Below are 22,532 nucleotides of genomic sequence, written 5' to 3'. Positions count from 1 at the left end.
TCGCGCGTTCTGCAGGGATGCCAGACCATGACCGGCAAGACATGGGCCTATGAGGACTTCGTCGAGGGCGCCTCGTTCGACCTCGGCACGAAAGAGGTGAGCGCGGCCGAAATCATCGAGTTCGCCAGCGAGTTCGATGCCCAGCCGATGCATCTCGACGAGGGGGCCGGCAAGGCGAGTATCCTGGGCGGCCTCTCGGCTTCAGGCTGGCACACCTGCGCCATGTTCATGCGCATGCTGTGCGATGCCTTCCTGCTGGACTCCACCTGCCAGGGCGCACCAGGAGTCGATCAGGTCAAATGGAAGAAGCCGGTGCTCGCCGGCGATACGCTGCGGGGCAGCCTGGTGGTTCTGGCCAGGCGCCTGTCGAAATCGAAGCCGCAACTCGGCTTCGTGACCATGCGCAGCGAACTGGTCAACCAGCGCGGCGAAAGCGTCTTCGAGCTCGAGAACTCCGTCATGTTCCTGACGCGCGACGCGGGGAATGCGGCATGACGCTCGACGAATTCTTCCGCATCGGCACCACGGTGACGCTGGGCTCGCACAGATTCGAGCCCGAGGCGATCAAGGCGTTCGCCCGCAAATACGACCCGCAGATCTTTCACATCGACGAAGAGGCCGCGAAGAAGAGCGTGCTCGGCGGCCTCTGCGCCTCCGGCTGGCATACCGCCGCCACCTGGATGAAGCTGAACCTGGAGAGCCGCCTGGACGCCGAAGGCTGGGACGGCCCGGTGCCCGAATTCGGCCCCTCGCCCGGATTCAAGAACCTGAAGTGGCTGAAGCCCGTCTTTGCCGGGCAAACCATCACCTTCACGCGCACGGCGCTGTCCCACCGCCCCATCGCGTCCCGCCCCGGCTGGCGGTTGCTGGCGCTCCTCTGCGAGGCCACTGATTCGACCGGCGGCAAGGTGCTGGAGTTCGAAAGCGCGGTGCTGGTGAAGGTGGAGTAGTCTCTTCCTTCGCCCCGTTTATGGCGTGGCCGAAGGCGGATGAGGGCGGCACCCGCGCTGGTTGTCGTGTTGCCTCCCTGCCCTTCGCTATCGCTCCGGGCGTTCGAGATCTTTGAAAGGTCCACTGGACCTTTCAATTTGCCTTCGGCAAACCGGTCTCAAACCCCCTCGAACCCGATCAGCGTTCGCACCGGCACGCCGAGCGCTTCGAGCTTGGCGCGCCCGCCTAAATCCGGCAGGTCGATGACGAAACAGGCGGCGAGAATGTCGGCGCCGATCTGGCGCAGCAGCTTGACCGCCGCTTCAGCCGTGCCGCCGGTGGCGATCAGATCGTCGACCAGGATCACCTTCTCGCCGGGCGCGACGCCGTCCTTGTGCATCTCCATCTCGTCCAGCCCGTATTCCAGGCTGTAGGCGACGCGCACGGTCTCATAAGGCAGCTTGCCCTTCTTGCGGATCGGCACGAAGCCGGCCGAGAGCTGGTGGGCAACGGCGCCGCCCAAGATGAAGCCGCGCGCTTCGATGCCGGCGATCTTGTCGATCTTCTGCCCGGCATAGGGATGCACCAGCTCGTCGATGGCGCGGCGGAAGGCGCGCGCATTGCCGAGCAGCGTGGTGATGTCGCGAAACAGGATGCCGGGCTTGGGATAGTCCGGGATGGTACGGATCGAGGCCAGCAGCGTGTCTTCGAGAGAAGGTTTCATGAAGCGGCTCCGAATGATCCGGCTGACAAAGTGAAACGGCGCGGGGCCGATCGTAACCCGGCGCGACCGACAACGGCTAGCGCGATGTGGCGACCGAGACAAGCGCATCCGGCAAAGGAATTGACTACGGGCTGGGAGCCAGGCGATTTTCCTCCTGTTGGGCGCAGCCACGAAAAAGGGGCGCCCGAAGGCGCCCCGCTCGAACGGATGGCTATCGGCCAAATCCTACATGCCGAGATCGGAACGAAGCTCCGCCCTGGCCACATCGTACTCGGCCTTGAAGTCATCCCGGTTGAGCAGGACGGCGGCGATGACGCTGCCGGAAATCTTGCCCATCTCGACGTCGGACGGATAGTGGATGCCGCCGACGATGCGGTTGTGGGCGAACTCGGCCGCGCGCGCCATGATCTCAGCACGCCTTTCCGGAACCATGTCGGACAGGATGATGCCCATCATCGTGCCGACGGTCGCATGGCCGGACGGCCAGGAACCGGAGCTCGACAGCTTGACCACCGGCTTGACGAGATCGCTGAGCTGGTGCGGACGCGGGCGCTTCCAGACATCCTTGGCCGGATCGACGACGGCGCCTTCGGTCTCCACCACGCGATCGAAGAAGGCGCTGAATTTCGGCAGCTTGTCCTTGTTGAAATTCGGCCCCATGACATCGGCGAAACGCCAGACGTTTTCCTCGGCGTCGGCGATGGCGCGGGCTTCCATCTCGGGTGTGCGCGTGACCTGCATGGTCAGCACTTCGCCAAGCTCGGCCTTGGTCTCAGCCGAATCATTGGCCGGCGGCGGCGGCAGGATCATCGTCAGGTCGACATCCTTGTTGGTGATGAATGGTTTTGCGTCTTCGGCGCGGGCCGCGGAACCAACGACGAGCAGCAGCAGGCCTGCCGCAAGCGATGCGTATCTTTTCATGGGCGTGATCCTTTGATGAGAGCGCCGCAGGATCGCGATGTGTGGTGACGGCCATGTGACACCGCCGAGACGTGGAGGCGCAATCCACTCAAAAAGCAGATAGGGCACCTCGCGGCGCCCCATGTTGTGCACTGAACGGTCCAAGGCCTTTTGAGATTCAGGTCAGGCCGAATCGAAAACGGGTTTCCGAGAACCGGAGCGGAGCGTACTTGAAGTACGTGAGCACCGGAAGCGCAGGAAGCCATTGTTTGCAGACCGGCCTCACCTGAAGATCAACAGGCCTAGTGCGCGACGGCTTCCCACACCTTGCGCTTGGTCAGGTAGACCAGGGCGCCGAACAGAAGCAGGAATACCAGCACGCGGAAGCCCATCTTCTTGCGGTCTTCCATGTGCGGCTCGGCAGCCCATGTCAGGAAGGCAGCCACGTCGCGGGAATACTGGTCGATGGTCTGCGGCGAACCGTCGTCATAGGTGACCTGGCCGTCGGAGAGCGGCTTGGGCATCTTCAGCGACACGCCGGACATGAAGTACGGGTTGTAGTGTGTGCCTTCGGGGATGACCATGCCGGCGGGCGGGGTCTGGTCGTAGCCGGTCAAGAGCGAATGGATGTAGTCGGGACCACCGGCATCATACTGGGTGAAGATATCGAAGACGAACTGCGGGAAGCCGCGTTCGACGCCGCGCGCCTTGGCCAGCAACGACATATCCGGCGGCGCCGCACCGCCATTGGAGGCAGCGGCGGCTTCCTCATTGGCGAATGGGGCCGGGAAATGGTCGGACGGCTTGCCGGGACGGTCGAACATGTCGCCGGCATCGTTGGGGCCATCATGGATGGTGTATTCGGCTGACAGCGTCTTGATCTGCGCGTCGCTATAACCGAGGTCCGAAAGCGTGCGGAACGCCACCAGGTTCATCGAATGGCAGGCCGAGCAGACTTCCTTGTAGACCTTCAGCCCGCGCTGCAACTGCGCCTTGTCATAGGTGCCGAACGGGCCGGTGAAGCTCCAGCTCATTTCCTTCGGCTCGTTGATCGGGAAATGCGTCGGTGCCGCCGCGTTGTGCGCCTCTTCGGCCGCGAACGCCCAAGTGCCTGCAACTCCGGTGCCGGCGGCCACGAGGCCGACCAGCGCAAGCGAGGTGAGAATCTTTTTCATGCCAAATCCCCTTAGATTCTCTACCGCTCAGCCCTTGGTCTCAGGTGCTGCCGTGGCGCCCGCCGGATGCCCGCTGCCACCCTTGTTCTTTTCGAGCACCGCCTCGGTGATCGAGTTCGGCAGCCTGCGGGGTGTCTCGATCAAGCCGAGCACCGGCAGCGCGATCAGGAAGAAGGCGAAGTAGAACAGCGTCGCCATCTGCGCCATGAACACATAGCTGCCTTCCGCCGGCTGCGAGCCCAGCCAGCCCAGCAGGATGGCATCGGCCACGAACAGCCAGAAAAACAGCTTGTACCAGGGCCGGTAGACCGCCGAGCGCACCTTGGAGGTGTCGAGCCACGGCACCAGGAACAGCATGACGATGGCGCCGAACATGCACAGCACGCCGCCGAGCTTGGAATTGATCGGCCCGATGTTGAACGTGATGGCGCGCAGGATTGCGTAGAACGGCAGGAAGTACCATTCCGGGACGATATGGGCCGGCGTCTTAAGCGGGTTGGCGACCGTGTAGTTGTCCGGATGGCCGAGATAGTTCGGCAGGTAGAAGACGAAGTAGGCGAAGACGAACAGGAACACGATCATGCCGAACGCGTCCTTGATGGTCGCGTAGGGCGTGAAGGCCACGGTATCTGTCTTCGACTTGACCTCGATGCCGGTCGGGTTCGACTGGCCGACGACATGCAGCGCCCAGACATGCAGAACGACGACGCCGGCAATCATGAACGGCAGCAGGTAATGCAGGGCGAAGAAGCGGTTCAGCGTCGGATTGTCGACGGCGAAGCCGCCGAGCAGGAGCTGCTGGATCCAGTCGCCAACCAGCGGAATGGCGCTGAAGAAGCCGGTGATGACAGTGGCGCCCCAGAAGCTCATCTGCCCCCATGGCAGCACATAGCCCATGAAGCCGGTCGCCATCATCAGCAGGTAGATGATGCAGCCGAGGATCCACAGCAGCTCGCGCGGCGCCTTGTAGGAGCCGTAATAGAGGCCGCGGAAGATATGCAAATAGACGGCGATGAAGAAGAACGAGGCGCCGTTGGCGTGCATGTAGCGCAGCAGCCATCCGGAATTCACGTCGCGCATGATCTTTTCGACCGAACCGAAGGCGAGATTGGTGTCGGCCGTATAGTGCATGGCCAGCACGATGCCGGTCAGGATCTGCGCCACCAGCATGATCGCCAGAATGCCGCCGAAGGTCCACATATAGTTCAGGTTGCGCGGCACCGGATAGGCGATGAAGCTGTCATAGACCATCCTGGGCAGCGGCATGCGGGCGTCGAACCAGCGTTCGATACCGGTCTTCGGCGTGTAGGTCGAGTGTCCCTCGCTCATCGAAATATCCCCTGCCTCAACCGATAAGGAGTTTGGTGTCGGAAACGAATTTGAATACCGGAATCGCCATGTTCTCCGGCGCCGGGCCTTTGCGGATGCGGCCGGCCGTGTCGTATTGCGAACCGTGGCACGGGCAGAACCAGCCGCCGAAATCGCCTTCCTGGCCGAGCGGGATGCAGCCCAGATGGGTGCAGACCTGAACCATCACCATCCAGGCTTCCTTGCCTGGCGTGGTGCGGTTGGCGTCGGTCGCCGGCGCATCGGACGGCAAATTGGCGTTGCGGGCGATCGGATCCTTGAGATCGGAGAGGCTGACGGCCTCGCCGTCCTTCATTTCCTTCTCGGTCCGGTTGCGCACCACGACCGGCTTGCCGCGCCACTTGACGATCAGCGAGCTGCCAGGCGTCAGCGAGGAGACATCGACCTCGACCGAAGCGAGCGCCAGCGTCGAGGCGTCGGGGCGCATCTGGTCGATGAACGGCCAGGCCACGGCACCGGCGCCGACCACGGCGGCCATGCCGGTGGCGACGTAGAGAAAATCTCGACGATTGGGATCGTGGATGTCGGTTGCGCTCACGGGTGCCTGATCCTTTCGCCTCTTCCGCGCCGGTGGCCGAGCCTTGTTCCCCGCTCAATCACGCCAACCCGACAGCGCATGGCGAACAGGCTAGCGAATTCCTCCGGCATTTGGACTTCGGTTTATGCGTGAAGCCCGTTTTTGTCCAGACGGGTGAAGGCACAAGGGCAGATTGTCGCGGGGACAAAATCCCCTCGTGTCCGGCGGGACGGCGAATGGCTGCAAAAGGCGGCTAAACAACCGGGAAATATCAGCAAAATCCAAGGCTCCAGCTTGCCTCGACACAGGGCGCCGGTGTGATCTATCCTCCTTCGCATGGCGCACGTCATCGATCGCGAGCAATGGGCTGTTCGTTCCGACCACTGGAAGGGCGAACTGCAATGCGGTGCCTACGGCTCAAACTCCTGCCTGATCTTCAATCACCTGCCCGACGTCGGCGGTGGCCCGCGGCTGCACGCCCATCCCTATGCGGAGATCTTCATCATCCGTGAGGGAACCGGCCTCTTCACGGTCGGCGACCAGGAATTCGAGGCTTCGGCGGGACAGATCCTGATCGTGCCGCCCAACACGCCGCATAAATTCACCAATCTCGGTCCCGGTCCGCTGGAAACGACCGACATTCACGAAAACGGCAGCTTCATCACCGAATGGCTGGAGTGATTCCTAAAAACTGATTTTACGCGGCGCCCAGCCTCACTAGAACCGCCCTGGGGATATTGTATTCGCGGATCACGGCGTCATGCTTGCGAAGGCCGCACAGTTCGCGCTGGATGAAATAGGCGTGAACGGCCACGGCAGCCTCCTTGAGCAGACGGGGGCGCAACTCATCGTCCCCGTTATCGCGCAACCGCGCCAAGGTTTCTTCGACGCGCTGGCCGGCCCGCCCGAGCGCCGCCGCCTTCTCTGCCAGGATTTCATGGCCAAGCGCGTCGAAGGCCGCGTCGGCGGCCGACGTGCCGGCAAGATGGGATGGCGGACGCAAGGACATTTCAGTTCCCTTTCCTGAACACCATGCGATGGGTAACGAATTCTTCGCCCTCCACGCGCTGAAAACCAAGCCGTTCATAGAAAGCGAAGGCTTCTGGCGGCGCGCGGGTGTTCAACACGGTGAAATACTGGCGGGCTCGGTCGATCACGATCTCGACCAGCGTTCGGCCAAGGCCGGCGCGACGGTGACGCGCGCTGACGAACAGGTGGCGGACCCGGCCGTGGTCCCTGCCCTCGAAATAGGGATCGATGTTCAGCCCGCAGACACCGGCGAGTTCGGCGCCATGCCAGGTTCCGAACAGCGCCTCGCCCCGCTTCAGGAACTTGTTGCGGCCGCTTGCCCACCCATCGTCCAGACGCACCAGCATCCAGTAGCCTTCCAGCCGGCTCTCTTCCTTCAACGCGTCGAAAGCCGCCACGGTAGGCCGCAAACGCTTGAGCGTGTAGCCGATCTCCGGACTGAGCTCTGGCGATCCACCCATGCACCTACTCCGCCGGCCGCGTCTCTTCCAGCACGCTTTCCTCGTGATAGAGGAACCCGCCGGACTGGCGCTTCCACAGCCGGGCATAAAGCCCGTCGAGCGCCACCAGTTCGTCATGTGTGCCTTGCTCGACGATGCGGCCGCCGTCGAGCACCACCAGGCGGTCAAGTGCCGCGATCGTCGACAGCCGGTGGGCAATCGCGATCACGGTCTTGTTCTCCATCAGCCGCGTCAGATTCTCCTGGATCGCCGCCTCGATGTCGGAATCGAGCGCCGACGTCGCCTCGTCGAGGATCAGGACCGGCGCGTCCTTGAGGAAGACGCGGGCGATCGCCACGCGCTGACGCTGACCGCCCGACAGTTTCACGCCGCGCTCGCCGACAAAGGCTTCGTAGCCCTGGCGGTCCCTGTTGTCGCGCAAAGTCAGGATGAATTCATGGGCCTCGGCTTTTTTCGCCGCCGCGATGACCTGCGCGTCGGTTGCGTCGGGCATGCCGAGCTTGATGTTGTCACGCAGCGAACGGTGGAACAGGGCCGTATCCTGGCTGACGACGCCGATATTGGCGCGCAACGAATCCTGCGTCACACCAGAGACGTCCTGGCCATCGATGGTGATCTGGCCGCTTTCGAGATCGTAGAGGCGCAGGATAAGGTTCGCCAGCGTCGTCTTGCCGGCGCCCGAAGGCCCGACCAGCCCGACCTTCTCACCCGGCTTGACGATAAGGTTGATGCCGTTCAGCACCCCAAACCCCTTGCCGTAGTGGAACTCGACATTTTTTACGTCGATGCGCCCACCCGCCACGACCAGTCCCTTTGCGTCCGGTGCATCGGTCAGGCCGAGCGGCTGCGAGATCAGCGCCTTGGAGTTCTCCAGCACGCCGAGATTCCGCAAGATGCCGTTCATCTGCATCATCAACCGGCCGAGCAGCATGTTGAGCCGCAGCACCAGGCTGAGCGTGAAGGCGACCGCCCCGACCGTGATCGAGCCCTCGACCCAGAGATAAACGGCAAAGCAGCCGATCGCCGTGATCATGATGCCCGACAGCGTCGTCAGCGCCATGCGCACGCCGGTCAAGCGGCGGGTGAAGGGCCGCAATGCGTCGAGATAGATGTCGAAGCCGTTCCTGATGTAGCGATCGTCGCCGTCGGCCGCGAACAGTTTCAGCGTCTGCACGTTGGAGTAGGAATCGACAATGCGGCCATTGATCATGGAGCCCGCCTCCGCCGTCGCTTCGGCGTGCTTGCGGATTGCCGGCAAATAGCGCTTCGCCAGAAAGCCGAAGGCGGTGATCCAGACCACCACGAGTGCCGCCAGCCTGAGGTCAAGCCCGGCGACCAGCGCCAGCGTCGTCGCCGTATAGACGACCATGAACCAGACGACCTCGATGAAACTTTCCATCAGGTCGCCCGTTGCCTGCCCGGCCTGCCAGACTTTCGTCGCGATGCGGCCGGCAAAATCATTCTGGAAGAAGGCGTAGGACTGGCGCGAGACGTGCCGGTGCGCCTGCCAGCGCACCAGATTGTAGAAGCCGGGCGTGATCGTCTGTTCGTCGACCAGCGCCGACAAGGCGACGACCACGGTGCGGATGATCAGCACCACCGCGATCATGAACACCAGTTCGGGGCCGGCGGCGGTCCACAGCGCGTGCCAGCTTCGCTCGCCGGGCAATTGGTCGAGAATATCGACCAGCCGTCCGACGAAATAGAACAGCCCGGCCTCGACCAGCGGCGCGATGCCGCCGATGACCAGCATGGCGAAGAAGGCGAACTTCGCTTGCCCGACATAGTGCCAGAGGAAGCCCGTGACGCTGGCCGGTGGCCGAAGATTCGCCGGCTCCCTGAACGGGTAGACCCAGTTTTCGAACCAGCGGTAGACGGCTGTCATCATGCGGCGGCCATCATTCTGCGGCTTGCCCCTTTGCTATTGCGTCATTGGCGGCTTCGACAGGGACGTCATCGAGCAGGAACCCACCCGACTGGCGCTGCCAGAGCTGCGCGTAGAGCCCGCCTCTGGCGACCAGTTCCTCGTGCGAGCCCTCCTCGATCACGCGACCCTGGTCCATCACGACGAGCCTGTCCATTGCCGCAATGGTCGACAGCCGGTGCGCGATGGCGATGACGGTCTTGCCTTGCATGAGCTTGTAGAGGTTCTCCTGGATGGCGGCTTCCGCCTCGGAATCGAGCGCCGACGTCGCCTCGTCAAGGATAAGTATGGGCGCGTCCTTCAACATAACGCGAGCAATGGCGATGCGTTGCCGCTGACCGCCCGACAGTTTGACGCCGCGGTCGCCCACATAGGCGTCGAACCCCTTGCGTCCATGATGGTCCGAAAGTCCTGATATGAAATCCATCGCCTCGGCCCGCCGCGCCGCCTCGAGCAGCATCTCGTCGGTGGCATCGGGCCGGCCGTAGAGGATGTTCTCGCGCACCGAACGATGCAGCAGCGAGGTGTCCTGCGTGACCATCCCGATCTGGGCGCGCAGCGAATCCTGTTTCACGCCGGCGATCTCCTGGCCGTCGATCAGGATCCGGCCGCTTTCCAGGTCGTAGAAGCGCAGGAGGAGATTGACCAGCGTCGACTTGCCGGCGCCCGAGCGGCCGACAATGCCGACCTTCTCGCCCGGCTTCACCGCCAGCGACAGGTTTTCGATGACGCCCTTCTGCTTGCCGTAATGGAAGCGGATATCCTCGAAGCGGATATCGCCTTTGGAAACGATGATCTCCTTGGCATCCGGCCTGTCCTCGACAAGGCGCGGCAACGAGATCGAGGCAATGCCGTCCTGCACCGTGCCGATATTCTCGAACAGGCTCGACATTTCCCACATGATCCACTGCGACATGCCCCACATCCGGAGCACCAGGCCGATGACCACGGCGACCGCACCGATCGTCACCACTTGCCCCATCCACAGCCACAGCGAGATGGCGGTGACCGAGAACAGCAGCAGCGCGTTCAGTATGTAGAGCGAGCTGAACAGCAGTGTCACCAGCCGCATCGACCGGTAGACCGTGTCGAGGAAGCCCATCATGCCTTCCCTGGCGAAGGCGGCCTCGCGGCGTGAATGGGAAAACAGCTTGACCGTCTGGATGTTGGTGTAGCTGTCGACGACGCGGCCGGTCATGGTCGAGCGCGCATTGGCCTGCTCCTCGCCGACCTTGCCCAGGCGCGGGATGAAGAAGCGCAGCAGCAGGATGTAGCCGACCATCCAGACGCCGAGCGGCGCGGCCAGCCGCCAGTCGGCCGAACCGACGATCAACAGCATGCCGAGGAAATAGACGACGACGTAGTTCAGGACGTCGATCACCTTGATGACGCATTCGCGCACGGCAAGCGCGGTCTGCATCAGCTTGGTGGCGATGCGGCCGGCGAACTCGTCCTGGTAGAAGCTCATCGATTGCTTGAGCAGGTAGCGGTGCACCTGCCAGCGGATGCGCATGGGGTAATTGCCCATCAGCGTCTGCTGGTTGAGCAGGGAATGCAGCCAGACCGTGCCGGGCAGCGCAAACAATACAATGAAGGCCATGCCGGCGAGCTTCCAGCCCTCCGTCTGCAGGAAGGTCTCGCGGTTCTGCCCCGACAGCCAGTCGACGATGCGGCCGAGGAAGCCGAACATCCACACTTCCGCGATGGCGATGGCCGCGACCAGCACCGCATCGACAAGAATATAGGGCCATGCCCCGCGCGTATAATGCAGGCAGAAGGCAACAAGCGTCTTGGGCGGCTCGACCGGTTCCGCGGCCGGGAACGGATCGAGCTTTCTTTCAAACCAGCTAAACAACAACATAGGTCACGCCTGTGAGATCTGTTTTCCGCTTACGCGGCTTGGCGGCGTACGAAGTCCTCGGACCGCATGGCATCGAGGGCCGACGCTCCGGAATCATCCGGAGCGTCGGCCCTGCTTCGCGCTATATAGGGGTTCGCCGGCTTTTCGCCGACAGCCACCTTTGTCGATCCTGACGACATGGCGCCACCAGTCCGGTTTTTCGCGCCTGGCCGGATCAGCCGGATGATCCGGCGCACCAGCGACGGACGGCTCGGATCGGGTACCGCGCGCGAGAAATCGACATCCGGCAGCATGCCGCGATGTGGACGCCGGCGTACTTCGGCATGAACCGCCGACGAATAGGTGTCGCCGATCAACAGCGCCCAAGCCACCACCTTCCGGTGTTGCAGGCTCCTCGAGCCCGGTATTCTGTAGGGATCGAACATCGGTCCGTCCTCCGTGTTGAAATAGAGATAAAAAGGATGATCGACATCGTGCCGCGGGATCGGCGGCGGATCAGTCGGAACGCGTTGGGACGGGGCCATCGGCCCCTTCGGCAGCTTGAAAAACATCGCGGGTTTCCTTCGAAGACCAGGGTATGGTTTCGGCGGAAAATCGGTGCGGAAGTGTCTAAAAGATCAGGAGAAACGTCGTACCGAAACCGCCAGGGCGCAAATAAGCCCACAGGTGGGGCGCTGGATGTACATGGCCATCATGAATTACCCCTCCATCGGTTCGGGTTGACAATGCTGGTCGTATACCCGACTTCGAAAAAAATGGCCACCCGCAGGCCCAGGAATTTCCAAAACCAGGAGGCTGCTGTGGCCGATCTGCCACTTATTAGAAGGACGCGGAAGTGAACCCTGGTCTCCGCATCGCGCTCTACCAGCCTGACATTGCCGGCAATACCGGGACAATCCTGCGCTTCGCCGCTTGCCTCGGCCTCGGCGTCGACATCATCGAGCCGGCCGGCTTTCCGCTCTCCGACAAAGCGCTCAAGCGCGCCGGCATGGACTACCTCGAAATGGCTGCCCTGACCCGGCATGTCGACTGGGACGCCTTCGAGGAGTGGCGCAAGGCCCGCGCGGATCGCATGGTGCTGCTGTCGACCAAGGCTACGACCCCCTACACCGACTTCAGCTTCACCGACCGCGACATCCTCCTGTTCGGTCGCGAATCCGCGGGGGTGCCGGATCCAGTCCATCAGGCGGCGGATGCGCGGCTGACCATCCCGATGCAGCCCGGCGCGCGCAGCATCAACGTCGCCCTTTCCGTCGCCATGGTGGCGGGCGAAGCCGTCCGGCAACTCCGATAGGGGATCGCCGGCAGCGCCGTCAGCGGTGATTTTTGCCCAGGCGCACATCCGCCTTCTCCTTTGGTTTGCACAGTCAGGCTTTCTTGGCTACAAGCTCAACTTAACTTGAGGTCAAGCGGAAAGTGAGAAAATGGCGCCGGTAACGGAATTGACGGTCGGCCAGGTGGCCGCGCGCAGCGGCGTGGCTGTGTCGGCACTGCATTTCTACGAGGCCCGCGGTCTGATCCGCAGCCATCGTACGGCAGGCAACCAGCGGCGCTACGGCCGTGACGTGCTGCGCCGGGTGGCCATCATCCGGATTGCCCAGGAGGTCGGCATCTCGCTCGCGGAAGTCGGTGCCGCTCTTGAATCATTACCTGAAGGCCGCACGCCGACGCGCGAGGATTGGAATCTGCTTTCAACGGCTTGGCGCGATAGCCTCGACCAGAAAATCAGCCAGCTAAAGAAGTTGCGCGACGGCCTGACCGACTGCATAGGCTGCGGCTGCATGTCGATCGACAAATGCCCACTTCGCAATAAGGGGGATCGGCTGGCAAGGGAGGGAACGGGCGCGAGGCGCCTGCTGGTCGAGCGCTAATCCGCAACCGGCAGCCGCCTTATCGTGAACTCGATCAGATCGCCCGGGCGTTCGAACCAGCTTTCGATCTCGGTCCAGTAGGCCTGCTTGGGGAAGCGCTCGAAACATTCCTTGGCCTTGAGACGGGCGTCCGAGCGCGGCAGGACGAAGGTCTCGCGCAAAAAACCGTCGCGCGGCATGCGTGCGCGCTCTGCCCGGCTTTGATCGAGCCTTTTCTTCAGGCCATCCAGCGGCGGTCTTGCCGGGGTGCGCACGAAACAACTCCTTGCACCTGGCGCATGACCCCGAAATCGGAATCGGGTTTCGGAAAGGATCATGCGCGAAACCAAAGTGACTTGACCCTGTCCCTTAAGAGATTAGGGATCGCGCCCGGAAAAGACGAGTCTTTTGTCGACTCACCGCCCCGCAACCGGAGACGGCACTTGGAACGACCTGAAATACCGGCGGGGCTGCCTGCCGACATCGAAGAAAAGAAGATGAAGGCCCGGCTTTGGTTCGAGGCGCTGCGCGAGCGCATCTGCGGCGCTTTCGAGCAGATCGAGCAGGATCTCGGCGGGCCGCTGGCTTCGTGGTCACCGGGCCGTTTCGAAAAGACGCCCTGGGAGCGCGATCACGGCAAGGGCGGCGGCGGCACAATGTCGATGATGCACGGCCGCGTCTTCGAGAAGGTCGGCGTCCACACCTCGACGGTTTATGGCGAGTTCTCGCCCGAATTCAGGAAGCAGATGCCCGGCGCCGAGGAAGACCCGCGCTTCTGGGCATCGGGCATTTCACTGATCGCGCATCCCTGGAACCCCAACGTTCCGGCCGTGCATATGAACACCCGCATGGTGGTGACCTCGCGCCAGTGGTTCGGCGGCGGCGCCGATCTGACGCCGGTGCTCGACCGCCGCCGCACGCAGGACGATCCCGACACGATAGCCTTCCAGCGTGCCATGCAATTCGCTTGCGAGAAGAATGCCGCCGTCGCCGACTATCCGAAATTCAAGGCTTGGTGCGACGAGTACTTCTTCCTGCCGCACCGCAACGAGCCGCGCGGCACCGGCGGCATCTTCTTCGACTACCTGCATCCGGAAGAGGAGAAGGGCGGCTGGAATGCCAATTTCAACTTCGTCCAGGATGTCGGGCGCTCTTTTCTCGTGGTCTACGGTCACCTCGTGCGCGCCAACTTCAACGAGAACTGGACCGATGGCGACCGCGACGAACAGCTCGTTCGCCGCGGCCGCTATGTCGAATTCAACCTTCTTCACGATCGCGGCACCATCTTCGGGCTGAAGACCGGCGGCAATGTCGCCTCGATCCTGTCCAGCCTGCCGCCGGAGGTGCGCTGGCCATAAAAAAATTGTGAGCGCGATGTGAGGCCGCATTGATGTCCCATTGTTCGAATCTGGGCGCGGAATGTGACGCAATGAATATCTTTTTCGTCTAATATCCATCTGAAAAAGCTGGGTTATTTATCGCATTCGGGTCGGGAAGCGCCGGTGGTTTGCCTGAGGGCAATTCCAGGAAAATGCGGTTTTCCCTTCGGAATTGCGTCGGAACAGGCGAACCGCGACTCGACGCGACCGGACGGCCCGAAGACGATGCGGATCATCTTCGTCAAAGGATGGCCGCTTTCCCAGGAGTATATCAGCATGAGAAAGATCATTGTTTCCGCTGCCGCGGCTGCCTTTCTTGCTTCCGGTTCGGTGGCGTTCGCCGCCGTCAAGCACACCACCGGAACGGTCAAGAGCTTCGATGCGACGGCCAAGAGCCTGGTTCTCGACAATGGATCGTCTTTTACGCTTCCCCAAACCTTCAAGGATCCTGGCCTGAAGGTCGGCGAGAAGGTCAGAATTTCGTGGGACATGAGCGGCAAGGACAAAGTTGCCGAGGCAGTCAAGATCGTGAAGTGACGGCCTGCCCGCCGGGCTAGCGTAAGAGGGCGGAGCAGCGCTGCTCCGCCCTTTCACCGTTGACCGCAACCAATATCACACCATCTGTGTTATGGTTCTCACCCCCGCCCATGATCGGAAAAGTCGGATCATGAGCCAAAAAAGTACCGGAGCCTCGCAGGCTCCACGGAGGAAAAGGAGAAATCCGATGAAGGAATTTCACTGCGGGTCGCTGGTTCCCGGCTGTGAGTGGCATACTCGTGCCGGCGAGGAGGCCGAAGTGATGCGCCGTGCCGTCGAGCATATGCGTGAGACACATGGCGAAACGACCATCCGCGAGACGATGATCGAGGCTATCCGCTCCCGAATTGAGAAGGTCCGCGACGCGGCCTGATCCTCGTCAGCCTTCAAGTGCCTCCGCGGCGCGCTTGATCAGTGCGTCGCGATCGGGCGTGAAACTCGCATCGATCCATTCCGCTTCCAGGTTCTTGAGGATCTCGCCGAGCTTCGGCCCCGGGGTTGCGCCGAGCGCGGTCAGATCGGCGCCTCGTAGCGGAAATTCGGGCCTTTTCCATTTGAGCGCAAAGGAAAGCAGGCGCGAAAAGCCGCCGGCTTCGAGCAGCGCTTCATTGTCTTCGACGGCCCGCACCCGCGCCGCGGCGAGCGAAAGCCGCAGGCGGTCGACAAATCCTTGGCGGTCGCCGCGATAGAGCCGTTTCGCCAATTCGCCCTCGGTCGTCTTCGGTTCGACGGCGGTTGCCATGGACCAATGGCGCAGGCGATCCGCCTCGGCGGTCGAGAATTTCAGCCGCTCCGCAAGCGTCTTCATGCGCGCCGCATCCGGCGGCACCATCGCCTCCAGCCGCAGCATCGGATCCACTGCCCAGCCCAGATCCTTCTCGGCTCTGGTCAATCCGTGGATCGCATCGATGCCCCATTTCTCGCTTTCTGACAGCGCGGCGGTCAAGACACCGGCCTGCCGCATCCATAGCAGCGCCCGCGAGGGATCGGGTGCGGACAAAAGCTTTTTCAGTTCGGACCAGATGCGCTCCGCCGAGAGTTGGGCGAGGCCTTCCTTCAACCGGGCGCAGGCCTTCAGCCCCTCGGCGTCGGGCCGGCCTTCGCCATACCAGGCGAAGAAGCGGAAGAAGCGCAGGATGCGCAGATAATCCTCACGGATGCGTGCCTCCGGATCGCCGATGAAGCGCAGCCGGCGCGCCTCGATGTCGGCGATGCCGCCGACAAGGTCGACAACGCTGCCATCGGCCTCCGCATAAAGCGCGTTGATGGTGAAGTCGCGCCGCTCGGCGTCGAGCTTCCAGTCGCGCCCGAACGACACCTTGGCGCGACGGCCATCGGTCTCGACATCGGCGCGCAAGGTGGTGATTTCATAAGGTTTGCCATCGGCGACCACCGTGATGGTGCCGTGCTCGATACCGGTCGGCACCGCTTTGAAGCCTTCCGCCTCGGCGCGGCGAATGGTTTCCCGCGGCAGGCAAGAGGTTGCTATGTCGATGTCGGTGACAGGCTGGCCCATCAGCACGTTGCGAACGGCGCCGCCGGCGATGCGCGCCTCTTCACCGCCTTCGGTGAGCGCGCCAAGCAGGCGCTGCAGATGCTTGTCGAAGAGCCAGTCCGCCCTGCCCGCGATCGAAACACTCACGCATAGAGCCTTTCATACAGTGTGCGGATGATCCCGGCGGTGACACCCCAGATGCGCCGGTCGCCATAGGGCATGTCGTAGAAGAACCATTCGAGATCGTTCCAGATGCGGCTGTCGCGCTTGTGGTTGGCCGCGTCCATCAGGAAGCGCAGCGGCACTTCGAAGGCGGCGTCGACCTCATCCGCGTTCAGGGTCAGCTGGAAATGTGGCCGCACGATGCCTAGCACCGGCGCGATGCGGTAGCCGCTGCCGGCGACGTAATCGGGCATCCGGCCGATGATCTCGATGCGATCCTGGCCAAGGCCGATCTCCTCGAAGGTCTCGCGCAGCGCCGCCGCTTCCGGGCTTGCGTCGGTCGCATCGATCGTGCCGCCCGGGAAAGCCACTTGCCCGGAATGATCGCGGAGTTTTTCGGCCCGTTTGGTCAGCAGAACCGTCGCCTCGCCGTCATGGTCGACCACCGGGATCAGCACCGCGGCGTTGCGCAGCGGCTTGCCAGGGTTGAGGCGCGGATGGCCGGGATTGAAGCGGTGATCGCCATAGTCGCCGCCAGCATGCGCCTCCGGCTGCGCGGCGAAGCGCGCGCGAAAATCCGCCGACGAAAACGGCGCCGGCGATACCTGGTCCATCATGCGCTCAACCGCTTCAACTGATCGGCCGGCATGATCGGAAACACGGCGTTCTTGGAGCGCACCGAAAACATCGTCCTGCCGTCGATTTCGATCTCCTCGCCATGCCCGACCAGTTCGTACATGACCGGCCGCGCCACAAGCGCCTCCAGCCTGCCGCGCACCAGCAGATACGGCTTCAACCCGCCGGTCCCGTTCTCGTCGACGAAGCGCAGCGGCCGCTCCGGTCCGGCCTCGATCACGTCGCCGACATTGGTGCGGAAGGTGATGACCTGATCCTCGCCTTCGCCCGAAACATCCATCTCGACGGCGACGAAAGGCGCATCGGCGACGCGGATGCCGACCTTTTCCACCGGCGTCACCAGATAGGTCCTGCCGTCGGCGTCCTTGCGCAGCACGGAGGAGAAAAGCTGCACCAGCGGCATGCGGCCGATCGGCGTGCCCAGGTAGAACCAGGTGCCGTCGGCCTTGATCTCCATGTCGAGATCGCCGCAAAAGTCGGGATTCCAGCGCTCGACCGGCGCCGCGCCCTTGCCTGCGCGGGCAGCGCGCGAGATCAGCGCCTCGAGGCCCCGAGCCTCGGTGGCCTGCGTAAGGCTTTGTTGGCGATGTTCGTGGTGTTCGCTCATCGTCACGAAATAGTCACTGTTGTTCCGCTTGTCAGCCTAAGTCTGTGATTTAAGTTCAACCATAGGCGCTCCGCGAGGCCGAATCGCGGCAGCCTATGGTATGGTGCGGGCCAGCATTTCCAAACCATGGCATTTCCAACCAAAGGGATCGATGCGGCATGAGCGTGATGGTCAAGGAAAGCCCGATCAGCGAAACGGACATGGTCGCCGAGGCCGAGAAGGCGCTTGCCGACATCTCCAGGATCCGCGACGGGGTTGGCCGGGTGATCTTCGGCCAGGAGAACGTCGTCGAGCGTACGCTGGTGGCGCTGCTGGCCGGCGGCCATGCGCTTCTGGTCGGTGTGCCGGGCCTCGCCAAGACCAAGCTGGTGGAGACGTTGGGCGTCGTGCTGGGGCTCGATTCGCGCCGCATCCAGTTCACGCCCGACCTGATGCCGTCCGACATCCTCGGCTCCGAGGTCATGGAGCAGGACGAAACTGGCAAGCGCTCGTTCCGCTTCATTCCCGGGCCGATCTTCGCCCAGCTGCTGATGGCCGACGAGATCAACCGCGCCTCGCCGCGCACGCAGTCGGCGCTGCTGCAGGCGATGCAGGAATATCATGTCACCATTGCCGGCGCACGCTACGACCTGCCTTCCCCCTTCCATGTGCTGGCGACGCAGAACCCGCTGGAGCAGGAAGGCACCTATCCGCTGCCCGAAGCCCAGCTCGACCGCTTCCTGATGCAGGTCGACATCCTCTACCCCGAAATCGAGGCCGAGCGCCGCATCCTGCTGGAAACCACCGGCGTCGAGGACGCGAAAGCCCAGAACGTGCTGCAGCCGGCGCGGCTGAAGGAGATCCAGACACTGATCCGCCGCATGCCGGTACCCGAAAGCGTCGTCGAGGCGATCCTTACCCTGGTCCGCTCGGCGCGTCCGGGCCAGGGCAATGCCGACACGGACAAGCATGTCGCCTGGGGCCCGGGCCCGCGCGCCAGCCAGGCGCTGATGCTGTGCACCAGGGCCCGCGCGCTCTACGACGGACGCCTGGCGCCCTCGGTCGACGATGTCAGGGCGCTGGCCGAGCCGGTGCTGCAGCATCGCATGGCGCTGACCTTCGCCGCCCGCGCGGAGGGCACCAGCGTGCGCGACGTGGTGGCGAAACTTGTGAAAGGCATTTGATGGCGCGTATCGGCGAAGTCCAGGCCCCGGCAGCGACGCGCGATGCGCTCGCCCGAGGCCGGTTGCGGGCTTCGCTGGTTCCCGACCTGCTGGTCGAGGCGCGCCGTATCGTCAACACCGTGATCGCCGGCTGGCATGGCCGCCGCAAGCGCGGCATCGGCGAGAATTTCTGGCAGTTCCGGCCCTATGTCGAAGGCGACGCCTCGCGCATCGACTGGCGCCGCTCGGCCCGCGACGACCACACCTATGTGCGCGACCGTGAATGGGAAGCCGCCCACACCGTCTGGCTGTGGGCCGACCCCTCGCCATCCATGCTCTACAAATCGACGGGAGCCGGCGTTTCCAAGCAATCGCGCGCGCTGGTGCTGACATTGGCCATGGCCGAGCTTTTGTCACGCAGCGGCGAACGCATCGCCTGGCCTGATCTGACCGATCCATTCACCGCTCGCAACGGCGCCGAGCGCATCGCCGCCCAGCTCATGCACGCCGGCGAACTGCCGGCAAAACCCGATCTCTCCAACATCAGGCGCTTCTGCGACATCGTCATCGCCAGCGATTTCCTCGACCCCGTCGAGGAAACCATGGCCTGGCTCGACGTGCTCGCCCGCCATGGCGTGCGCGCCCATCTGATCGAGGTTGCCGACCCGGCCGAGGAAACCTTCCCCTATGCCGGCCGCACCGAGTTCACCGATCCCGAGACCGGCGACAAGCTGACCGCCGGCCGCGCCGAGATGCTGGCCGATGAATACCGCCTGCTCTACACCGCTCGCCGCCAGGAGCTGGCCGGCTGGTGCAAGCGGCTTGGCTGGAGCTTTACCGTCAACCACACCGACCGGCTCGCGTCCGACGCGCTGGTGCGCCTGCACATGGCGATGACCGCCGACGGCGGGCATGCCGGTATCATTGCCGGCGATCAGCCCAGGCCGATCGCCAAGGGCGATCAGCCTGGAAAGGCGGTCGCATGAGCTGGCTGCCGCTCTCCTTCGGTGCCCCCATGGTGCTGTGGGGCCTGCTGGCGCTGCCGGTGATCTGGTGGCTGCTCAGGCTCACCCCGCCCAAGCCACAGACCGAGGTGTTCCCGCCGCTGAAGATCCTGGCCCGTGTGCTGAGGCGTGAGGAAACCCCGCAGCGCAGCCCGTGGTGGCTGACGCTGCTCAGGCTGCTGATGGCCGCCCTCGTCGTCGCGGCATTGGCCGAACCGGTGTTCAACCCGCGCGAAAAGCTGCCGGCCGAGGGTGCCGCGCTTGCCCTGGTCATCGACAATGATTGGGCGAGTGCCGCCGACTGGAACAAGCGCGTCGCCACCGCCGAGCGGCTGATCAAGGACGCCGGCTCGAACGGCGTGCCTGTTATCATCGCCTTCACCGCCGAAAAGCCCAATGCGGAGATCGGCCCCTTCGATGCCGCCGTCGCGCTCGACCGGCTGCGCGCCGCCAAGCCGCGGCCGATCCCCACCGACCGGCCCGCCGTCTATGCCCGTGTCGCCGGCATGCTGGAAACCTTGCCTGGCGCCAGCGTGGCCGTGCTGGCCGATGGCCTGGCGGCAAAGGGCGACGAGGCCGCCTTCAACACGCTGTTGTCGAAAAATGCCGCCCGTATCGTCTGGGCGGTGGCCGACCGGCTGTCGTTGACTGGCCTGACATTAGCCGAAAACCAGGTTGATGGCTTTGGTTTGACCGCCATCCGCGCGCCCGGCGATCCCGCCCCGGCGCAGGTCACCGCCGGCGCATTCGACGACAAGGGCCGCCGCATCGCCGATGCGACCCTGACCTTCGCGCCGGGCGAAGCCACGGCCACTGGCACCATGGCGGTGCCGTTCGAATTGCGCAACGACTTCGCGTCGATCGCGCTCGATGGCGAACGGCATGCAGGTGCCGTGCGCGTGCTCGACGAAAGCTCCAAACGCCGCCGCGTCGGGCTGTTGTCGCAAGCCGAGGCCGACCAGGCGCAGCCGCTTCTGTCGCCGCTCTACTACATCAGGCGCGCGCTGCAGCCTTTCGCCGATCTGGTCGAGCCCTCCAGCGCCGATCTCGCCGACGCCATCCCGCAGATCCTCGACCAGAAGCCGGCGATGATCGTCATGGCCGATATCGGCACCATTCCCGCACAGGTCCGGCAAAGACTGGTCGACTGGGTCGACAATGGCGGCACGCTCGTGCGTTTCGCCGGCTCGCGGCTGGCCGCCGCCGGCAATGACGACGATTTGCTGCCGGTCCGCCTGCGCACCGGCGAGCGTTCGCTCGGCGGCGCGCTGTCATGGACCTCGCCGCAGCCGGTCACCGAATTTCCCAAGGCCGGCCCGTTCGCCGACCTGGCGCCGCCGACCGAGGTCACGGTGACCAGGCAGGTGCTGGCCGAACCGACACCCGACATCGTCGAGCGCACCTGGGCGGCCCTCGCCGACGGCACGCCGCTGGTGACCGGGCTGAAGAAGGGCAAGGGCACGCTGGTGCTGTTCCATGTCACCCCCGAGGCGACGTGGTCGAACCTGCCGATCTCGGGCAGTTTCGTGGAGATGCTGCGCCGCATCGTGCAATTGTCGCGCAACCAGGGCGCGGCGATCGCCAATGCCGAAGCCGCAGCCACGTCGCTGGCGCCCTATCGGATGATCGCGGCCGACGGCTCGCTGGTGCCGCCGACACCGGATGCACGGCCGCTGGTGCCGGGCGCAGGACCACTGCCGGTCACCTTCGAGAACCCGCCTGGCCTCTACGGCTCGGAAACCGGCGTCTTCGCCCACAATCTGCTCGACGCCTCAAGCACCTTCGCCCCGCTGGCGCGCCCGCAAGTGACGGTCCCGGTCACCACCGTCCAGTACGCCTTCGACGAGTCGCGCAACCTGAAGGGCGCGCTGGTCGCGGCGGCTCTGTTGCTGATGCTGCTCGACACGCTGGCTGTGTTGTGGATGGGCGGCCTGTTTTCGCGCCGGCCGCGCCGGGCCGGGGCGGCCGCGACCACAGCCGCCGTGCTGATCGCGCTTGGCGTACTGTTCGGCCATGCCGATGTCGCGCGCGCCGACGACGCCAAGCCGGGCGACCAGGTTGCTATCGAGGCGATTTCGAAAACCCGCATCGCCTATGTGCTGACAGGCGTCCCGGGTGTCGATTCGATCAGCCGCGCCGGGCTCGAGGGTCTGACCCGCTTCCTGATCGAGAAGACCGCCTTGGAACCGGGGGCGCCGGCCGGCGTCGACATTTCGAAGGACGAACTGTCCTTCTATCCCCTGATCTACTGGCCGATCGATCCGGCGGCACCGATGCCAAGCCAGGCCGCGATCGCCCGCATCGACGCCTATATGCAGCAGGGCGGCACCGTGCTGTTCGACACCCGCGATCAGTTCGCCAACGGCATCGGCGCCGATTCCACCAGCCCGGCGACCGAGCGGCTGCGCGACATCCTCGGCAACCTCAACGTGCCGCCGCTGGAGCCGGTGCCGTCGGACCATGTGCTGACCAAATCCTTCTTCATCCTGCCCGAGTTTCCCGGCCGCTTCGCCGGCAGCCCGCTCTGGGTCGAGGCATCGCTCGATGCCAGCAATGCCGACAACCGGCCGGTGCGCACCGGCGACGGCGTATCGCCGATCATGATCACCGCCAATGATTTCGCCGGCGCCTGGGCGGTTGACGAGAATGGCGATCCGCTGCTGCCGACCGTACCGAACGATCCGATGCAGCGGGTCTACGCGCTGCGCGCCGGCGTCAACATCATGATGTACATGTTGACCGGCAACTACAAATCCGACCAGGTGCATGTTCCCATCCTGCTCGAACGGCTGGGGCAGTAGGATGACGTTCTTACTCCCCACGGCGGGTCA

25 protein-coding genes are annotated in these 22,532 nt (G+C 63.9%); 11 read left to right on the top strand and 14 right to left on the bottom strand.

Annotated features, from left to right (window positions below):
* Nucleotides 1-27 precede the first annotated feature (27 nt).
* Both MESAU_RS10775 and MESAU_RS10770 read left to right on the top strand, forming a co-directional pair.
* Nucleotides 28-495: a MaoC family dehydratase gene (locus MESAU_RS10775; RefSeq protein ID WP_015316079.1), complete on the top strand. Its 468-nt coding sequence runs from the start codon at nucleotides 28-30 to the stop codon at nucleotides 493-495.
* Nucleotides 492-950: a MaoC family dehydratase gene (locus MESAU_RS10770; RefSeq protein WP_015316078.1), complete on the top strand. Its 459-nt coding sequence runs from the start codon at nucleotides 492-494 to the stop codon at nucleotides 948-950. Before MESAU_RS10775 ends, MESAU_RS10770 begins: the two co-directional genes overlap by 4 nt.
* A 158-nt stretch (nucleotides 951-1,108) precedes the next feature.
* Here MESAU_RS10770 and MESAU_RS10765 read toward each other — a convergent pair whose 3' ends face one another.
* The 5 genes from MESAU_RS10765 to petA form a co-directional block, all read right to left on the bottom strand.
* A complete protein-coding gene (locus MESAU_RS10765; RefSeq protein ID WP_015316077.1) occupies nucleotides 1,109-1,654 on the bottom strand; it encodes an adenine phosphoribosyltransferase in 546 nt (181 codons plus the stop codon).
* A 225-nt stretch (nucleotides 1,655-1,879) separates the two neighbouring features.
* Nucleotides 1,880-2,575, bottom strand: a complete 696-nt coding sequence (locus MESAU_RS10760) for an acid phosphatase (protein WP_015316076.1) — start codon at nucleotides 2,573-2,575, stop codon at nucleotides 1,880-1,882.
* Between the two features lie 281 nt (nucleotides 2,576-2,856).
* Complete coding sequence (locus MESAU_RS10755; RefSeq protein ID WP_015316075.1) at nucleotides 2,857-3,729, bottom strand: cytochrome c1; 873 nt, start codon at nucleotides 3,727-3,729, stop codon at nucleotides 2,857-2,859.
* Between the two features lie 27 nt (nucleotides 3,730-3,756).
* Nucleotides 3,757-5,058: a cytochrome b gene (locus MESAU_RS10750; protein ID WP_015316074.1), complete on the bottom strand. Its 1,302-nt coding sequence runs from the start codon at nucleotides 5,056-5,058 to the stop codon at nucleotides 3,757-3,759.
* Between the two features lie 16 nt (nucleotides 5,059-5,074).
* Nucleotides 5,075-5,635 carry a ubiquinol-cytochrome c reductase iron-sulfur subunit gene (gene petA, locus MESAU_RS10745; protein ID WP_015316073.1) on the bottom strand — a complete coding sequence of 187 codons (561 nt, stop codon included), beginning with the start codon at nucleotides 5,633-5,635 and terminating at the stop codon, nucleotides 5,075-5,077.
* Between the two features lie 315 nt (nucleotides 5,636-5,950).
* Here petA and MESAU_RS10740 point away from each other — a divergent pair, with 315 nt between their 5' ends.
* The gene (locus tag MESAU_RS10740) at nucleotides 5,951-6,295 is read left to right on the top strand and encodes a cupin domain-containing protein (RefSeq protein ID WP_015316072.1); all 345 of its coding nucleotides are present in this window, start codon (nucleotides 5,951-5,953) and stop codon (nucleotides 6,293-6,295) included.
* Nucleotides 6,296-6,311: 16 nt separating this feature from the next.
* Here the strand turns inward: MESAU_RS10740 and MESAU_RS10735 are convergent, their stop codons facing one another.
* The 5 genes from MESAU_RS10735 to MESAU_RS10715 are packed head-to-tail and all read right to left on the bottom strand — an operon-like array spanning nucleotide 6,312 to nucleotide 11,440.
* Complete coding sequence (locus MESAU_RS10735; RefSeq protein WP_015316071.1) at nucleotides 6,312-6,623, bottom strand: DUF6665 family protein; 312 nt, start codon at nucleotides 6,621-6,623, stop codon at nucleotides 6,312-6,314.
* A gap of 1 nt (nucleotide 6,624) precedes the next feature.
* The gene (locus tag MESAU_RS10730) at nucleotides 6,625-7,104 is read right to left on the bottom strand and encodes a GNAT family N-acetyltransferase (RefSeq protein WP_015316070.1); all 480 of its coding nucleotides are present in this window, start codon (nucleotides 7,102-7,104) and stop codon (nucleotides 6,625-6,627) included.
* Nucleotides 7,105-7,108: 4 nt separating this feature from the next.
* Nucleotides 7,109-8,992 (bottom strand): ABC transporter ATP-binding protein, encoded by a 1,884-nt coding sequence (locus MESAU_RS10725; RefSeq protein ID WP_015316069.1) that lies wholly within the window; start codon nucleotides 8,990-8,992, stop codon nucleotides 7,109-7,111.
* Nucleotides 8,993-9,002: 10 nt separating this feature from the next.
* The gene (locus MESAU_RS10720; protein ID WP_015316068.1) at nucleotides 9,003-10,889 is read right to left on the bottom strand and encodes an ABC transporter ATP-binding protein; all 1,887 of its coding nucleotides are present in this window, start codon (nucleotides 10,887-10,889) and stop codon (nucleotides 9,003-9,005) included.
* Nucleotides 10,890-10,918: 29 nt separating this feature from the next.
* Nucleotides 10,919-11,440, bottom strand: a complete 522-nt coding sequence (locus tag MESAU_RS10715) for a hypothetical protein (protein WP_015316067.1) — start codon at nucleotides 11,438-11,440, stop codon at nucleotides 10,919-10,921.
* A gap of 284 nt (nucleotides 11,441-11,724) precedes the next feature.
* Between MESAU_RS10715 and MESAU_RS10710 the strand changes: the two genes are divergently transcribed.
* On the top strand, nucleotides 11,725-12,183 hold the full coding sequence (locus MESAU_RS10710) for a tRNA (cytidine(34)-2'-O)-methyltransferase (protein ID WP_015316066.1): 459 nt from the start codon (nucleotides 11,725-11,727) through the stop codon (nucleotides 12,181-12,183).
* A 130-nt stretch (nucleotides 12,184-12,313) separates the two neighbouring features.
* Nucleotides 12,314-12,760 (top strand): redox-sensitive transcriptional activator SoxR, encoded by a 447-nt coding sequence (gene soxR / locus MESAU_RS10705; RefSeq protein ID WP_015316065.1) that lies wholly within the window; start codon nucleotides 12,314-12,316, stop codon nucleotides 12,758-12,760.
* Here the strand turns inward: soxR and MESAU_RS10700 are convergent.
* Nucleotides 12,757-13,014: a hypothetical protein gene (locus tag MESAU_RS10700; RefSeq protein WP_015316064.1), complete on the bottom strand. Its 258-nt coding sequence runs from the start codon at nucleotides 13,012-13,014 to the stop codon at nucleotides 12,757-12,759. The genes soxR and MESAU_RS10700 overlap by 4 nt on opposite strands.
* Nucleotides 13,015-13,182: 168 nt before the next feature.
* Here MESAU_RS10700 and hemF point away from each other — a divergent pair, with 168 nt between their 5' ends.
* The 3 genes from hemF (at nucleotide 13,183) to MESAU_RS10685 (ending at nucleotide 15,028) form a co-directional block, all read left to right on the top strand.
* Nucleotides 13,183-14,097, top strand: coding sequence for an oxygen-dependent coproporphyrinogen oxidase (hemF, locus tag MESAU_RS10695; RefSeq protein ID WP_015316063.1), 915 nt, complete (start codon nucleotides 13,183-13,185; stop codon nucleotides 14,095-14,097).
* A 297-nt stretch (nucleotides 14,098-14,394) separates the two neighbouring features.
* Nucleotides 14,395-14,655, top strand: coding sequence for a DUF1344 domain-containing protein (locus MESAU_RS10690; RefSeq protein ID WP_015316062.1), 261 nt, complete (start codon nucleotides 14,395-14,397; stop codon nucleotides 14,653-14,655).
* Between the two features lie 187 nt (nucleotides 14,656-14,842).
* Complete coding sequence (locus MESAU_RS10685; RefSeq protein WP_015316061.1) at nucleotides 14,843-15,028, top strand: DUF1059 domain-containing protein; 186 nt, start codon at nucleotides 14,843-14,845, stop codon at nucleotides 15,026-15,028.
* 6 nt (nucleotides 15,029-15,034) lie between these two features.
* Here MESAU_RS10685 and MESAU_RS10680 read toward each other — a convergent pair whose 3' ends face one another.
* Genes MESAU_RS10680 through MESAU_RS10670 form a run of 3 tightly spaced genes read right to left on the bottom strand, consistent with a single transcriptional unit; the run spans nucleotide 15,035 to nucleotide 17,555 of the window.
* Nucleotides 15,035-16,297 (bottom strand): CCA tRNA nucleotidyltransferase, encoded by a 1,263-nt coding sequence (locus MESAU_RS10680; RefSeq protein ID WP_015316060.1) that lies wholly within the window; start codon nucleotides 16,295-16,297, stop codon nucleotides 15,035-15,037.
* Nucleotides 16,294-16,926 (bottom strand): CoA pyrophosphatase, encoded by a 633-nt coding sequence (locus tag MESAU_RS10675; RefSeq protein ID WP_015316059.1) that lies wholly within the window; start codon nucleotides 16,924-16,926, stop codon nucleotides 16,294-16,296. Before MESAU_RS10675 ends, MESAU_RS10680 begins: the two co-directional genes overlap by 4 nt.
* Nucleotides 16,926-17,555 (bottom strand): DUF1285 domain-containing protein, encoded by a 630-nt coding sequence (locus MESAU_RS10670; protein ID WP_015316058.1) that lies wholly within the window; start codon nucleotides 17,553-17,555, stop codon nucleotides 16,926-16,928. Before MESAU_RS10670 ends, MESAU_RS10675 begins: the two co-directional genes overlap by 1 nt.
* 158 nt (nucleotides 17,556-17,713) lie before the next feature.
* Here MESAU_RS10670 and MESAU_RS10665 point away from each other — a divergent pair, with 158 nt between their 5' ends.
* The 3 genes from MESAU_RS10665 to MESAU_RS10655 are packed head-to-tail and all read left to right on the top strand — an operon-like array spanning nucleotide 17,714 to nucleotide 22,502.
* Complete coding sequence (locus MESAU_RS10665; protein WP_015316057.1) at nucleotides 17,714-18,718, top strand: AAA family ATPase; 1,005 nt, start codon at nucleotides 17,714-17,716, stop codon at nucleotides 18,716-18,718.
* Complete coding sequence (locus MESAU_RS10660) at nucleotides 18,718-19,683, top strand: DUF58 domain-containing protein (RefSeq protein ID WP_015316056.1); 966 nt, start codon at nucleotides 18,718-18,720, stop codon at nucleotides 19,681-19,683. Before MESAU_RS10665 ends, MESAU_RS10660 begins: the two co-directional genes overlap by 1 nt.
* Nucleotides 19,680-22,502 carry a DUF4159 domain-containing protein gene (locus tag MESAU_RS10655; protein WP_015316055.1) on the top strand — a complete coding sequence of 941 codons (2,823 nt, stop codon included), beginning with the start codon at nucleotides 19,680-19,682 and terminating at the stop codon, nucleotides 22,500-22,502. The genes MESAU_RS10660 and MESAU_RS10655 overlap by 4 nt, the downstream gene beginning before the upstream one ends.
* Nucleotides 22,503-22,532 lie beyond the last annotated feature (30 nt).

The organism is Mesorhizobium australicum WSM2073, assembly GCF_000230995.2.
GTDB classification, from domain to species: domain Bacteria; phylum Pseudomonadota; class Alphaproteobacteria; order Rhizobiales; family Rhizobiaceae; genus Mesorhizobium; species Mesorhizobium australicum.
The sequence above is the reverse complement of the archived record's forward strand: the minus strand, read 5'-3'. Positions and strand labels throughout refer to the sequence as shown.

Excerpts from the sequence above, each read along its gene's own strand:
- MESAU_RS10740 (WP_015316072.1), top strand. The coding sequence starts at position 5,951 with ATGGCGCACGTCATCGATCGCGAGCAATGGGCTGTTCGTTCCGACCAC.
- MESAU_RS10675 (WP_015316059.1), bottom strand. The coding sequence starts at position 16,926 with ATGGACCAGGTATCGCCGGCGCCGTTTTCGTCGGCGGATTTTCGCGCG.
- MESAU_RS10660 (WP_015316056.1), top strand. The coding sequence starts at position 18,718 with ATGGCGCGTATCGGCGAAGTCCAGGCCCCGGCAGCGACGCGCGATGCG.
- MESAU_RS10665 (WP_015316057.1), top strand. The coding sequence starts at position 17,714 with ATGAGCGTGATGGTCAAGGAAAGCCCGATCAGCGAAACGGACATGGTC.
- MESAU_RS10715 (WP_015316067.1), bottom strand. The coding sequence starts at position 11,440 with ATGTTTTTCAAGCTGCCGAAGGGGCCGATGGCCCCGTCCCAACGCGTT.
- soxR (WP_015316065.1), top strand. The coding sequence starts at position 12,314 with ATGGCGCCGGTAACGGAATTGACGGTCGGCCAGGTGGCCGCGCGCAGC.
- MESAU_RS10655 (WP_015316055.1), top strand. The coding sequence starts at position 19,680 with ATGAGCTGGCTGCCGCTCTCCTTCGGTGCCCCCATGGTGCTGTGGGGC.
- MESAU_RS10760 (WP_015316076.1), bottom strand. The coding sequence starts at position 2,575 with ATGAAAAGATACGCATCGCTTGCGGCAGGCCTGCTGCTGCTCGTCGTT.
- MESAU_RS10720 (WP_015316068.1), bottom strand. The coding sequence starts at position 10,889 with ATGTTGTTGTTTAGCTGGTTTGAAAGAAAGCTCGATCCGTTCCCGGCC.
- MESAU_RS10735 (WP_015316071.1), bottom strand. The coding sequence starts at position 6,623 with ATGTCCTTGCGTCCGCCATCCCATCTTGCCGGCACGTCGGCCGCCGAC.
- MESAU_RS10775 (WP_015316079.1), top strand. The coding sequence starts at position 28 with ATGACCGGCAAGACATGGGCCTATGAGGACTTCGTCGAGGGCGCCTCG.
- MESAU_RS10730 (WP_015316070.1), bottom strand. The coding sequence starts at position 7,104 with ATGGGTGGATCGCCAGAGCTCAGTCCGGAGATCGGCTACACGCTCAAG.
- MESAU_RS10725 (WP_015316069.1), bottom strand. The coding sequence starts at position 8,992 with ATGATGACAGCCGTCTACCGCTGGTTCGAAAACTGGGTCTACCCGTTC.
- MESAU_RS10685 (WP_015316061.1), top strand. The coding sequence starts at position 14,843 with ATGAAGGAATTTCACTGCGGGTCGCTGGTTCCCGGCTGTGAGTGGCAT.
- MESAU_RS10755 (WP_015316075.1), bottom strand. The coding sequence starts at position 3,729 with ATGAAAAAGATTCTCACCTCGCTTGCGCTGGTCGGCCTCGTGGCCGCC.
- MESAU_RS10690 (WP_015316062.1), top strand. The coding sequence starts at position 14,395 with ATGAGAAAGATCATTGTTTCCGCTGCCGCGGCTGCCTTTCTTGCTTCC.
- MESAU_RS10765 (WP_015316077.1), bottom strand. The coding sequence starts at position 1,654 with ATGAAACCTTCTCTCGAAGACACGCTGCTGGCCTCGATCCGTACCATC.
- MESAU_RS10670 (WP_015316058.1), bottom strand. The coding sequence starts at position 17,555 with ATGAGCGAACACCACGAACATCGCCAACAAAGCCTTACGCAGGCCACC.
- MESAU_RS10750 (WP_015316074.1), bottom strand. The coding sequence starts at position 5,058 with ATGAGCGAGGGACACTCGACCTACACGCCGAAGACCGGTATCGAACGC.
- MESAU_RS10770 (WP_015316078.1), top strand. The coding sequence starts at position 492 with ATGACGCTCGACGAATTCTTCCGCATCGGCACCACGGTGACGCTGGGC.